The 13,265-nt window shown below is 53.3% G+C and carries 14 protein-coding genes; 4 read left to right on the top strand and 10 right to left on the bottom strand.

The features are described 5' to 3' along the window. Positions 1–34 precede the first annotated feature (34 nt). The gene (gene ptsI, locus LY264_RS07190; RefSeq protein WP_008785405.1) at positions 35–1,762 is read left to right on the top strand and encodes a phosphoenolpyruvate-protein phosphotransferase PtsI; all 1,728 of its coding nucleotides are present in this window, start codon (positions 35–37) and stop codon (positions 1,760–1,762) included. A gap of 40 nt (positions 1,763–1,802) precedes the next feature. After that, positions 1,803–2,312, top strand: a complete 510-nt coding sequence (crr, locus tag LY264_RS07185; protein WP_000522253.1) for a PTS glucose transporter subunit IIA — start codon at positions 1,803–1,805, stop codon at positions 2,310–2,312. 148 nt (positions 2,313–2,460) lie between these two features. Here crr and LY264_RS07180 read toward each other — a convergent pair whose 3' ends face one another. Further along, complete coding sequence (locus LY264_RS07180; protein ID WP_008785406.1) at positions 2,461–2,700, bottom strand: hypothetical protein; 240 nt, start codon at positions 2,698–2,700, stop codon at positions 2,461–2,463. Beyond that, entirely contained in the window at positions 2,697–3,563 is an 867-nt protein-coding gene (pdxK, locus tag LY264_RS07175; protein ID WP_048224947.1) for a pyridoxine/pyridoxal/pyridoxamine kinase, read from the bottom strand. The genes LY264_RS07180 and pdxK overlap by 4 nt, the downstream gene beginning before the upstream one ends. 82 nt (positions 3,564–3,645) lie before the next feature. On the opposite strand from pdxK, the gene ptsJ reads away from it, so the two are divergent. Together ptsJ and LY264_RS07165 are read left to right on the top strand one after the other, a co-directional pair. After that, complete coding sequence (ptsJ, locus tag LY264_RS07170) at positions 3,646–4,938, top strand: MocR-like B6 salvage transcription factor PtsJ (protein ID WP_048224950.1); 1,293 nt, start codon at positions 3,646–3,648, stop codon at positions 4,936–4,938. A gap of 13 nt (positions 4,939–4,951) precedes the next feature. Next, complete coding sequence (locus LY264_RS07165; protein ID WP_048224953.1) at positions 4,952–5,668, top strand: type 1 glutamine amidotransferase; 717 nt, start codon at positions 4,952–4,954, stop codon at positions 5,666–5,668. Positions 5,669–5,749: 81 nt separating this feature from the next. Here LY264_RS07165 and cysM read toward each other — a convergent pair whose 3' ends face one another. From cysM to LY264_RS07125, 8 genes are all read right to left on the bottom strand, one after another. After that, complete coding sequence (cysM, locus tag LY264_RS07160) at positions 5,750–6,661, bottom strand: cysteine synthase CysM (RefSeq protein WP_048215810.1); 912 nt, start codon at positions 6,659–6,661, stop codon at positions 5,750–5,752. Between the two features lie 67 nt (positions 6,662–6,728). Next, positions 6,729–7,826, bottom strand: coding sequence for a sulfate/thiosulfate ABC transporter ATP-binding protein CysA (cysA, locus tag LY264_RS07155; RefSeq protein ID WP_003038066.1), 1,098 nt, complete (start codon positions 7,824–7,826; stop codon positions 6,729–6,731). Next, entirely contained in the window at positions 7,816–8,691 is an 876-nt protein-coding gene (gene cysW, locus LY264_RS07150) for a sulfate/thiosulfate ABC transporter permease CysW (RefSeq protein ID WP_042306930.1), read from the bottom strand. Before cysW ends, cysA begins: the two co-directional genes overlap by 11 nt. Beyond that, positions 8,691–9,524: a sulfate/thiosulfate ABC transporter permease CysT gene (gene cysT, locus LY264_RS07145; RefSeq protein WP_003038061.1), complete on the bottom strand. Its 834-nt coding sequence runs from the start codon at positions 9,522–9,524 to the stop codon at positions 8,691–8,693. Before cysT ends, cysW begins: the two co-directional genes overlap by 1 nt. Beyond that, positions 9,525–10,541, bottom strand: coding sequence for a thiosulfate/sulfate ABC transporter substrate-binding protein CysP (gene cysP / locus LY264_RS07140; RefSeq protein WP_003835019.1), 1,017 nt, complete (start codon positions 10,539–10,541; stop codon positions 9,525–9,527). Positions 10,542–10,698: 157 nt separating this feature from the next. Further along, positions 10,699–11,490: an SDR family oxidoreductase UcpA gene (gene ucpA, locus LY264_RS07135; RefSeq protein ID WP_003835020.1), complete on the bottom strand. Its 792-nt coding sequence runs from the start codon at positions 11,488–11,490 to the stop codon at positions 10,699–10,701. A 172-nt stretch (positions 11,491–11,662) separates the two neighbouring features. Beyond that, a complete protein-coding gene (gene yfeX, locus LY264_RS07130; protein WP_048224958.1) occupies positions 11,663–12,562 on the bottom strand; it encodes a porphyrinogen peroxidase in 900 nt (299 codons plus the stop codon). A 93-nt stretch (positions 12,563–12,655) separates the two neighbouring features. After that, positions 12,656–13,231 carry an RpoE-regulated lipoprotein gene (locus LY264_RS07125; protein ID WP_032944164.1) on the bottom strand — a complete coding sequence of 192 codons (576 nt, stop codon included), beginning with the start codon at positions 13,229–13,231 and terminating at the stop codon, positions 12,656–12,658. Positions 13,232–13,265 lie beyond the last annotated feature (34 nt).

Below are 13,265 nucleotides of genomic sequence, written 5' to 3'. Positions count from 1 at the left end.
TCTTTTAAATATCAGTCACAAGTAAGGTAGGGTTATGATTTCAGGCATTTTAGCATCCCCGGGTATCGCTTTCGGCAAAGCACTGCTGCTGAAAGAAGACGAAATCGTCATTGACCGGAAAAAAATTTCTGCCGACAAGGTTGATCAGGAAGTTGAACGTTTTCTGAGCGGTCGTGCCAAGGCATCTGCGCAACTGGAAGCGATCAAAACCAAAGCTGGTGAAACGTTCGGTGAAGAAAAAGAAGCCATCTTTGAAGGGCATATCATGCTGCTCGAAGATGAGGAGCTGGAGCAGGAAATCATAGCCCTGATTAAAGATAAGCACATGACGGCTGATGCAGCTGCGCATGAAGTTATCGAAGGTCAGGCCACAGCCCTGGAAGAGCTGGATGATGAATACCTGAAAGAACGTGCGGCTGACGTACGTGACATCGGTAAACGCCTGCTGCGTAACATTCTGGGTCTGGCAATTATTGACCTAAGCGCTATCCAGGACGAAGTTATCCTGGTTGCCGCAGACCTGACCCCGTCAGAAACCGCACAGCTGAACCTGAACAAGGTGCTGGGTTTCATCACTGACGCGGGCGGACGTACCTCTCATACCTCTATCATGGCGCGTTCTCTGGAACTGCCTGCCATCGTAGGTACGGGTAGCGTCACCTCTCAGGTGAAAAACGACGACTATCTGATTCTGGATGCCGTAAACAATCAGGTTTACGTCAATCCGACCAACGACGTTATTGAGCAACTGCGTGCCGTTCAGGAGCAGGTTGCAACCGAGAAAGCGGAACTCGCTAAGCTGAAAGATCTGCCGGCTATCACGCTGGACGGACATCAGGTTGAAGTTTGCGCCAACATCGGTACCGTTCGTGACGTTGAAGGCGCCGAGCGTAACGGCGCTGAAGGTGTGGGTCTGTACCGCACCGAATTCCTGTTCATGGACCGTGAGTCGCTGCCAACTGAAGAAGAACAGTTTGCTGCGTATAAAGCCGTTGCTGAAGCCTGTGGCTCTCAGGCGGTCATCGTCCGTACCATGGACATCGGCGGCGATAAAGAGCTGCCGTACATGAACTTCCCGAAAGAAGAGAACCCGTTCCTGGGCTGGCGTGCCGTGCGTATCGCCATGGATCGTAAAGAGATCCTGCGTGACCAGGTTCGCGCTATCCTGCGCGCCTCTGCTTTCGGCAAACTGCGTATCATGTTCCCAATGATCATCTCTGTTGAAGAAGTGCGTGCACTGCGCAAAGAGATTGAAATCTACAAACAGGAACTGCGCGACGAAGGTAAAGCTTTTGACGAAAGCATTGAGATTGGCGTGATGGTGGAAACACCGGCAGCGGCAACAATTGCGCGTCATTTAGCCAAAGAAGTTGATTTCTTTAGTATCGGCACCAATGATTTAACGCAGTACACCCTGGCAGTTGACCGTGGTAATGATATGATTTCACACCTTTACCAACCGATGTCGCCATCTGTGCTGACGCTGATCAAGCAAGTTATTGATGCTTCTCATGCTGAAGGCAAATGGACTGGCATGTGTGGTGAGCTTGCAGGCGACGAACGTGCTACACTTCTGTTGCTGGGGATGGGTCTGGACGAATTCTCTATGAGCGCCATTTCTATCCCGCGCATTAAGAAGATTATCCGTAACACGAACTTCGAAGATGCGAAGGTGTTAGCAGAGCAGGCTCTTGCTCAACCGACAACGGACGAGTTAATGACGCTGGTTAACAAGTTCATTGAAGAAAAAACAATCTGCTAATCCACGAGATGCGGCCCAATTTACTGCTTAGGAGAAGATCATGGGTTTGTTCGATAAACTGAAATCTCTGGTTTCTGATGATAAGAAAGACACCGGAACTATTGAGATCGTTGCTCCGCTCTCTGGCGAGATCGTCAACATCGAAGACGTGCCGGATGTAGTTTTTGCTGAAAAAATCGTTGGTGATGGCATTGCTATCAAACCAACCGGTAACAAAATGGTTGCCCCTGTTGATGGCACCATCGGCAAAATCTTTGAAACCAACCACGCTTTCTCTATCGAATCCGACAGCGGCATTGAGCTGTTTGTTCACTTCGGTATTGATACCGTTGAACTGAAAGGCGAAGGCTTCAAACGCATCGCTGAAGAAGGTCAGCGCGTGAAAGTGGGCGACCCGGTTATTGAATTCGATCTGCCGCTGCTGGAAGAAAAAGCCAAGTCTACCCTGACTCCGGTTGTTATCTCCAACATGGACGAAATCAAAGAGCTGATCAAACTGTCCGGTAGCGTGACAGTGGGTGAGACTCCGGTTATCCGCATCAAGAAGTAATTCTTTTTGCAGAGAAAGATGGCGCCATCAGGCGCCATTTTTTTTATCTGATGGATATCAAAACCCTGCCGGATGGCGCTACGCTTATCCGGCCTACAGCAAACTCCGTAACGTAGGCCGGATAAGACGTTCTCGTCGCCATCCGGCATTAAATCTGTGAGGTGACCGGTCGGTAACACGCCTCGCGCATCAGAATCTTCATCCCTTCCGGCCCGCTTTCCAGCATCCGTCGCTCCGAGTCTGCCACTAACAATTCACAGTCGTAGCCACCCGCAATACCAAACATGGCCCGTGCTACGCAGATATCTTCCAGCGCTGCTGCCCCGTTGGTGTCAAAATGTCCAACCATACGCCCATTCTGGCGAACTACCAGCCGGTAACTCTTCATCGCGCCTCCCCTGCCGGTGGCAGAATTAATTCATCACAACCGCACAGGTGCGTCCACGTCATCACGTCCAGCACCCGCTGCGCGGCGTCGTGAGTCGCGGTCGTCAGCGCTTTCCCCAGCACAATGCCGCTCGCCAGTTCAGCACAGAACAGATCGCCGGTGCCTTTTAAATCCGTCTTCACCCGCGGGTAAGCGAACACCTCAACCGTTTCAGCCGTCACCACCGCAACGTTAATAATCTCTTCGGTATCCCCCGGCGCGCTGGTAATTACCACCCATTTCAGGGTGTCAGTGAGCAGTGATTGTGCCGCCGTAATGGCTTCATCAAGCGTTCGACACGGCTTTCCGCTCAGCATTTGCAGCTCGAACACGTTCGGCGTCAGCCCCTGCGCCAGCGGCAGCAGGTACTGACGATAAGCTTCCGGGATTTCGGCTTTCACATACATGCCGCTATCCGTATCGCCAATCACGGGGTCGACCAAAATGCACAGGTCCGGATGCGTTGCCCGAACGGTTTCCAGCCACTGTGCCAGCAAGGCGATTTGCTCTGCGCTGCCCATGTATCCTGTAGTCACCGCCTTCAGCTCGCGCAGAGCATCACGCTCATTTAAGGCGCGGAGATAACCGCTAAACCACTCGGCCGGAATAACGCCGCCATAAAAGGTTTCATAATGCGGGGTGTTACTGAACAGTACCGTGGGTACTGCCGTCACGCGTAATCCCTGCGCTTTAATAGCCGGAACAGCGATACTGTTGCCTACGCTGCCATATACCACCTGTGACTGGACGGCGACAATATCGGTCTGTAATGCCCGATGCTTATCGTCGAAGAGCACTGACTGAATATCACTCCCCTGCTCCATAAATTTCTCCTCTCGCTGGACAGCGCGCTTACGCCTCACTATTATCGTCATATGCTAAAATTCATTTTGTCATAGGTCAATAATGATCGACGGAAAAACCGCTAACGAAATTTTTGACAGTATCCGTCAACATGTCGCTACAGGCACGCTGGCAGCGGGAGAAACGTTGCCACCAGTGCGGGAACTGGCAACGGAATTAAACGTGAACCGCAATACTGTCGCGGCGGCTTACAAACGCCTGGTCACCTCCGGGTTGGCGCAGAGCCTGGGACGCAACGGCACGGTGATTAAGGGGATTACTGCCCCCGTTGCGCTGGAAGGTGGTAATCCGGATACCCCGCTTATCGATCTTTCCGGCGGTAATCCAGCGCCCTCGCGGCTTCCTGACCTGAGTAGTTATTTCGCAAAGATAAATAAGAATCCGCGTTTGTACGGCGATGCCGCTGTGTCACCAGGGCTTAAGGTATGGGCATCACAATGGATGCAAAATGCAATGCCCGGCAAAGGGGAAATTGATATCACCAGCGGCGCCATTGATGCTATCGAACGGCTACTGTGCGCCCATTTACTGCCTGGTGATAGCGTTGTCGTAGAAGATCCATGCTTTTTGAGCAGCATTAACATGCTGCGTTATGCTGGTTTCTCCGCCAGTCCGGCCAATGTTGACCACGAAGGCATGCTGCCGGACCAACTGGAACTCGCGCTACAGAAAGGTGCGCGGGCGGTAATTCTGACACCGCGCGCGCATAACCCCACAGGATGCAGCCTGAGCGCCTCACGCGCGGCGCAATTGCAGGAAATCCTGGCCCGCTATCCGCAGACTCTGGTGATCGTCGACGACCACTTTGCGCTGCTATCTGCTTGCCACTGGTATCCGGTGATTGCGAAGGAAACCACGCATTGGGCGATTGTCCGTTCGATGTCGAAAACCTTAGGCCCGGATTTACGCCTGGCCATCGTAGCCAGCGATCCCGTCACATCCGGGAAACTGCGTTTACGGCTCAACTCAGGTAGTCAGTGGGTCAGCCATCTGCTGCAGGATTTAGCCTGCGCGTGCCTGAGTGACGAGACATATCAACACACACTGGCACAAACGCAGCAGTTTTACGCCGTCCAGCAGCAAAAGCTGAATTCGGCTCTGCGCCAACATGGCATTGAACTGCCCGTCGGTGACGGTCTGAATCTGTGGTTACCGCTGGCAGATCACAGTCAGGAGATCGCTTTTGCGCTGGCAAAGTCCGGCTGGCTGGTTCGGGAAGGCGAAGTGTTCGGCGTCAATACGCCTGCACACGGTTTACGCATTACGCTGTCAACATTAGAAGACAGCGACATTGATAAGCTGGCGGTTGATATTCATCAGGCGCTAAAGCGCTAACAGGAGAGAAAAAGTGCGAGTTCATTTTGTTATTCATGAGTCTTTTGAATCTGCTGGCACGTACCTGCCGTGGGCCGAATCGCGCGGCTATACCATCACTTGGTCACGCGTATACGCCGGAGAAACAGTTCCCGCCAATGCCGATGGTTTCGATATGTTGGTGGTGTTTGGCGGTCCACAGTCACCACGAACCACGCTGGCAGAGTGCCCGTACTTTGATTCTCAGGCCGAGCAGCATCTGATCAACCAGGCGATTGCGGCACGTAAAATTGTGGTGGGGATCTGCCTGGGTTCACAGTTAATCGGCGAAGCGCTGGGTGCGAAGGTGTGCCAGAGTCCGGAAAAAGAAATTGGTCACTACCCCATCGTTCTGACCGAAGCCGGTCAACAGCACCCGCTGTTCAGCCATTTCGGCTCACCGCTTACCGTCGGTCACTGGCACAACGACATGCCAGGAATAACCGACCAGGCGACCATTCTTGCTGCCAGCGAAGGCTGCCCACGACAAATCGTGCAATACGGTAATTTCGTCTATGGTTTCCAGTGCCATATGGAGTTCACTGCTGACGCGATTGAAGGATTAATTCAGCACTCAGAGCAAGAGTTGGCTGAAGCTGAAGGGAAACGCTTCATCCGCCCGGTTGAAGAGATGCGAGCATGGGATTATCAGCAGATGAATGAGAAGCTGTGGCAATTCCTGGATAAGCTGGTGGAAAAACGTAACGATTAATCATCCCTGGCCGGATAAAACATTATCCGGCCATCGTGCCAGGCAGTCACCTGATGGCGCTGCGCTTATCAGGCCAAAAAGTTAAATTCCCAGCCCCTGATTAAAGTGCTCTTCACCAAAGACGCCGGTCGAAAGGTAGCGATCGCCGCGATCGCAGATGATCGCCACAACTACCGCGCCGGGCGTAGCACGTGCAACGCGTAACGCGCCCGCGACCGCGCCGCCAGAGCTGACACCACAGAAAATCCCTTCGCGAACGGCCAGTTCACGCATGGTATTTTCGGCATCATTCTGATGAATATCCAGCACCTCATCCACCAGCGAGGCGTTAAAAATGCCCGGCATATATTCCGCAGGCCAGCGGCGAATTCCCGGAATACTACTGCCCTCTTCCGGCTGCAGGCCAACGATAGTGACCGCTTTTTCTTGCTCACGCAGAAAACGCGACACACCGGTAATGGTGCCTGTCGTTCCCATACTGGAGACAAAGTGGGTAATACGACCTGACGTCTGCTGCCAGATTTCCGGTCCGGTGGTGGTGTAATGCGCGTACGGGTTATCCGGATTATTAAACTGATCCAGCAGCTTACCTTCTCCACGCTGCGCCATTTCAAGAGCTAAATCGCGCGCGCCTTCCATCCCCTGCTCTTTGGTGACCAGAATCAGCTCGGCACCATAGGCGCGCATCGCCGCACGGCGCTCCTGACTCATGTTGTCTGGCATCAACAGCTTCATGCGGTAGCCCTTCAGCGCGGCGATCATTGCCAGCGCAATTCCGGTATTACCGCTGGTAGCCTCAATCAGCACGTCGCCTGGCTTAATTTCTCCGCGCTTTTCCGCTTCGACGATCATCGACAACGCGGCGCGGTCTTTCACCGAACCTGCGGGATTATTGCCTTCCAGCTTGACCCAAATTTCACTACCGTTATCCGGCGCCAGACGTTGTAATTTCACCAGAGGCGTATTGCCAATTGTTTTTTCTAATGTGTTCACGTTTTCAGCTCGTAAAAAAGCCCGGTAAGCGTAGCGCCACCGGGCGATAACTATGCAAATTAACCTATCAGGCTGATTGCGCCAGGGCAAGTTCCTCTTCACGCGTTTCAATACGCTGGTCGCCGTTATACAAACGTGCATTTTGCAGCCCGACAAACAGCCGTTCACCGCGGCTCGGGGAATCATCGCCTTGCATGATGACCGTCAGCGGTTCGTTGTACCACCCGAGGGGTTGTACAACTAATTGGGTGTAGTGCCCCTTCGGACTAGCTTCCAGCACCTGCACCGGCAGCGGCGAATCCAGGCTGGTACGGCGGCTCACATCCACTTCCCATGGACGCAGGAACAGATCGACCGGTCCCTGGTAGCCAGGTGTATAGCCCAACGGCCAGCGGTGTGCGCCCACGTGGAACTGTCCGCCACGAATCGTCCCCTGCAGGCGGTTAACCTCGCCCATAAACTCCAGCACAAAACGGGTGGCCGGTTCGCGCCAGACCTGATCCGGCGCATCAGCCTGTTCGATATGACCCTGACTCATCACCACCACGCGGTCTGCGACTTCCGTTGCTTCTTCCTGATCGTGGGTAACAAACACGCTGGTAAATTTCAGCTCTTCATGCAACTGACGCAGCCAGCGACGCAGCTCCTTGCGCACCTGCGCATCAAGCGCGCCAAACGGTTCGTCGAGCAGCAGGATCTGTGGCTCTACCGCCAGCGCACGCGCCAATGCCACGCGCTGCTTTTGTCCGCCGGAGAGCTGTGCCGGGAAACGGTCCGCCAGATGAGCCAGTTGAACCATTTCCAGAAGTTTGGTCACTTTTGCTTTGATGGCCGCCGCATTCGGGCGCTCACGCCGTGGCAGGACCGTCAGACCAAACGCGATATTGTCGAAAACGGTCATATGACGAAACAGCGCATAGTGCTGGAACACGAACCCCACCTTACGGTCGCGGGCGTGTAATCGGCTGACGTCGGTACCGTGAAAACGGATATGCCCGCTGGACTGATGCTCCAGGCCGGCAATAATGCGCAGCAACGTGGTTTTGCCCGAGCCGGATGGCCCCAACAGCGCGACCATCTGACCTGAAGGAATATCCAGCGAGATATCGTTCAGCACCTGGGTGCGACCAAAAGACTTCTTAATATTGGCAATCTCAATGCTCATGATTTTCCTCCTGCTGCGCGCGTTTTTCCTGGTTCTCCAGACGCCATTGCAACATGCTCTTCAAAAACAGGGTAATAATCGCCATCAGCGTCAACAGCGCGGCGGCGGTAAAGGAGCCGACGGCGTTATAGTCCTGCTCCAGTAATTCAATCTGTAGTGGTAAAGACAAGGTTTCGCCGCGAATCGAGCCGGAAACCACCGACACTGCGCCGAATTCGCCTATCGCACGGGCGTTAGTCAGCACCACGCCATACAGCAACGCCCAACGGATATTCGGCAGCGTGACGCGGCGGAACATCTGCCAGCCGGAGGCGCCCAGTAAAATCGCCGCTTCGTCTTCATTGCTGCCCTGACTTAGCATCACCGGTACCAGCTCGCGCACTACAAACGGACAGGTCACGAACACCGTCACCAGCACCATCCCCGGCCAGGAGAACATGATTTGCAGATTGTGTTCATCCAGCCAATCACCCAGCGGACCGTTAGAACCATAAAACAGCAGATAGATCAGACCTGCGACCACCGGCGAGACAGCAAATGGAATATCCAGCAGCGTCAGCAGCAGTTGGCGTCCTGGGAAGTTGAAGCGAGTCACCAGCCAGGCCAGCAATACGCCGAACACCAGATTAACCGGCACCGCAATCAGCGCAATTAGCACCGTCAGCCAAATGGCATGCAGCATATCCGGGTCAGCCAGGTTCTGTAGTACCGGCATTAATCCCTTACTGAACGCCTGCACGAAGATATAAATCATCGGTACCAGCAAAATAAAGGTCGATACCAGCATGCCCGTGCCGATCAGAAACCATTTACCCCAGTTAATGCGGGGTGCGTCATAGCGTTTCAATTGAGTAATGTCTGCCATCAGTGACCTACCACGCGTCGACCGAAGCGACTTTGCAGGGTGTTAATTGAAAACAGCAGCAACAACGACGCCCCGAGGATCACAGAAGCAATCGCGCTGGCGGCCGGGTAGTCAAACTCCTGCAAGCGAACAAAAATCATCAGCGAGGTCACTTCCGTTTTCCATGCGATGTTTCCGGCGATAAAAATAACCGCGCCAAACTCACCAAGGCTGCGGGTAAACGACAGCGCAACGCCCGCCACCAGCGCAGGAGACAGCTCCGGCAGCACTACTTTACGGAAACTCTGCCAGCGCGTAGCACCGAGCGTTTCAGCTGCTTCTTCATATTCCGGGCCTAACTCTTCCAGTACTGGTTGCACGGTACGCACCACAAACGGAATGCTGGTAAAGGCCATCGCTACCGCGATACCTAGCCAGGTGTAGGTCACCTTGATATCCAGCTTCGCCAGCCACTCGCCGTAGAAGCCATTAACCGAAAACAGAGACGCCAGCGTCAGACCTGCCACCGCCGTAGGCAGTGCAAACGGCAGGTCCATCAGCGCATCCAGCAGCGTACGGCCCGGAAAGCGATAGCGTGTTAAGATCCACGCCATCAGCAAACCGAACACGCCGTTAAAAATCGACGCCACAAACGCCGACAGCAGCGTCACTTTATAAGCCGCCACCACCTGCGGATTGGTAATCACATCCCAGTATTGCGCCCAGCTCATTTGCGCCAGTTGCATCACCAGCGCGCTCAGCGGCAGCAGCAATATCAGGCAAACGAACAATAAGCTGGTCCCGAGGCTCAAAGTGAAGCCAGGCAGCACGCGTCGGGAAGAAACAGCAAACATTTACTTACGCCCCGCCGCCAGCAGTTTGTCCAGCTCACCGCCGCTGACAAAGTGCGTTTTCATCACTTCAGGCCACGAGCCAAACTTATCTTCTACACGGAACAATTCGGTCTGCGGGAATTTATCTTTCAGCTTGTCCATTACCTGTGGGTTATTCACGCGGTAGTAGAAATCGGTAATGATGGTTTGCGCCTGCGGGCTGTACAGCCAGTTCAGGTAAGCTTTCGCCGCTTTTTCAGTACCGTTGGCCTGCACATTTTTATCTACCCAGGCCACCGGGAACTCCGCCAGAATGTTGACCTTCGGCACCACCACTTCGAAACCCTGATCTTCATACTGTTTACGGATGTTGTTCACTTCCGATTCAAACGTGATCAGCACATCACCCAGACCGCGTTCAACAAAGGTGGTCGTTGCACCGCGACCGCCGGTATCAAACACTTCCACGTTTTTCAGAAACTGGGTCATAAACTGTTCGGTTTTGGCTTTATCACCACCGTCAGCTTTATCTGCCGCGCCCCACGCAGCCAGATAGGTATAACGCGCGTTACCGGAAGTCTTCGGGTTCGGGAAAATCAGCTTCACGTCCGGGCGAACCAGATCGTTCCATTCGTGGATATTCTTCGGGTTGCCCTTACGCACCAAAAACGCCATGGTGGAATAGAATGGCGAACTGTTATTCGGCAGGCGGCTTTGCCAGTCGGCAGGGATCAGCTTGCCTTTGTCATGCAGGATCTGCACGTCGGTCACCTGGTTATAGGTCACGACGTCAGCTTTCAGCCCCTGCAAAATCGCCAACGCCTGTTTTGATGACCCGGCATGAGATTGTTTAATCGTCAGTTTGTCGCCGCCGTTATCCTTCGCCCATTGCTGTTCAAACGGCGGATTAAGGGCGGCAAACAGCTCGCGGGAAACATCGTATGAACTGTTCAGCAGTTCCGTTGCCTGCGCTTGCCCCACCAGCAACAGCATGGCTGCCAGCGTCAGTGTTCTTTTTTTCAGTAAGTTAACGGCCATTGCGCACCCTTATAAATTAAATGACTTTCTTATGGTCATCATATTTATAACCAGTGCTAAAGGAGTAACGGTTTTATATACCGTTTGATGATTTGAAAGTTGAAAAGAGAATAAGGGGTACCTCCTCCCCAGCACATGGGGAGGAGACCAGCATCAATCAGACGCCGACGCTAACGCTTTCAGGCAGGGTACTGCCGCCATCAATCACGTTTTGCGTGCCAGTTAAATAACTGGACTCATCCGATGCCAGGAACGCCGCCAGTTCACCGACCTCAAGCGGGCAGGCCAGACGACGCATCGGGATCGCTTTCGCCATTTCGACTAAAACGGATTCAGGATCTTCCGGGTTAGACTGTCGCGCAATGCTTTCCGCCATCGGCGTACGAACGTAGCCAGGGCAAATGGCATTCACGCGAATGCCGGACTGCGCATATTCTACCGCCAGGGATTTGGTCAAACCGATGATCGCGGCTTTCGACAGCGCGTAGGCCGTTTCGCCCGGGTCAGCAACCATATCGCCGGTCACCGATGACATCATCACGATGCGCCCGTCTTTGCGCGCAATCATCTCCGGCAGAACGGCTTTCGTCACGTTCCAGACGCCTTTAATGTTGATATCAATGTGGAAATCGCGATCTTCATCGCTCATATCAAGGAAGTTGCCGAGGCGGCATACGCCGGCATTGTTCACCAGAATATCGATTTTGCCTTCAATCTGCTTCGCGCGCGTCACCGCTTCCTTGACCGACGCAAAATCTCTGACGTCAGCGTGAACGGCTGTGCAACGGTGCCCACGCCCAGCCAACTCATCCGCCAGTTTTTCAATCTCATCGGAGATATCCAGCAGGATTAAGTTCGCACCATGGCGGGCAAACGTTCTGGCGATACCCTCGCCAATACCCTGAGATGCGCCCGTAATCAATGCTGTTTTGCCCGTGAGTTTTCCCATTTCAATATTCTCCTTTTGAATATGAAGCCTTCGCTTCATTCACGCAGAAGATACAGCAATAACAAATTAGTGCTGAGGAATAGCTCACTAAATCAGGTTAATCTCAGGTAAAAAAAATCCCCGACGATGCGGGGATGTCTATTTCGTGGCCGATAACAGGATCAGCTCACCATTACAGCGCCATTAAACGGTCCAGCGACGGTGCAAAGTAATAGCCGCCGGTTACCGGTTTGGTGAAGCGCAGCATCGCATCACGCTTACCGTCAGTGTCACCAAACATGCTCAGCAATTGTTGTTCAATGTTGTACAGACGAGCGCAGTAGGCACAGAAGTAGAGGCCATGCGTGCCGCTGGCAGTACCGTATGGCAGGCTCTGACGCACAATTTTCAGCCCTTTACCGTCTTCTTTGAGGTCAACACGGCTCAGGTGAGAGGTGACCGGACGGTCATCACCGTCGATCTCTTCGTTGGCTTCCTTGGTGCGACCAATCATCATTTCCTGGTCATGGATGCTCATGCGATTAAGCTGCTTCAGGTTATGTTCCCAACGCTGCACAAACACATAGCTGCCACCGGCATCCACGCCATCTTTGATAACAGCAACTTCACGGCGCGTTTCTTCGCCTGCCGGGTTTTCCGTACCGTCAACAAAGCCGCTGAGATCGCGCTCTTCGACCCAACGGAAACCGTGGATTTCTTCTTTAACTTCAATACAGTCGCCAAATGCTTCCATTGCCGCCTGCGCAACGGAGAAATTCACGTCATGACGCAAAGAGAGAATATGGATCAACACGTCATATTGGGTTGCTGGTGCCAGACCTTTACCGTAAGGGATAAAGTCTTTTAACTCTTCAGCACCGACGCCGCCACTCAATGCACGCCAGGAGTTGTTGCCAAAAGCGACAACCGCGCCCAGATGCGCATCCGGGAACTTAGCTTCAAAGGTCGCCAGCTTATCGGCGAAGGTTTTGCTGGCCGCACGCAGGGCATCAACGTCGCCTTTAACATTGGCTTCAATCCAAATCGCCGCACGGCAATGTTCTGGCAAAATGCCACTCTGAACCTGAGACATTGTTCCTCCTGAAAAAAAGATGCCACGACATCGTGGCATTGATGGGCGCTATTCTACCTGTTTTTTTAACAAGCCGATTTGTTCAGACGCAAATTAACGCCGCCAGATAATTTTGCTTACTTTCCACGCTTTCAGCGTGTCGTCAGACGGCATTATATCCTCAGGTCCGCTCCATTCACCGGAAAAAATATAGCTAATATGTTGACTTCCCTCAGCTTTACACTCAACGCCCGCGCTGTCATCGCCAGTTGCTTTTTGGCAATTACCATAAGCTTTAGTGTAAAGGTCGCTAAACGGTGTACCGATTTCGACACCCGCGGCTGACGAAATATCGTGATCTAATACATCAATACGACTGATGGTTCCCTGGCTGCCGTTGATGACTATCGCCAGCTTGTCGTCTTTCATCGCTTCATAGAAGCGCACCACATTACCGTTATCGGTCTTCATTCCGCTACGCAGGCGGTAATCACCGTCCAGCGCATCAGCAATGGCTTTTTCATCCAGCGGCGTAGCGCCCGTTAACGCTCCTACGCCCTGCTCTGTGACCTGCGTTGAAGAACCAAACCAGTTCCACGGATTGGCGGCAGACCAGTTCACCGAGGACAACGTTGAACACCCGGCCAGTAGCAGCGGCATCGCGCATAAAGTCAAACGCAGTGATTTCATTTCACTTCCTTCCTTATTTATCAACGTTGCTTGG

This window comes from Citrobacter portucalensis (assembly GCF_023374935.1).
GTDB classification, from domain to species: domain Bacteria; phylum Pseudomonadota; class Gammaproteobacteria; order Enterobacterales; family Enterobacteriaceae; genus Citrobacter; species Citrobacter portucalensis.
The sequence above is the reverse complement of the archived record's forward strand: the minus strand, read 5'-3'. Positions and strand labels throughout refer to the sequence as shown.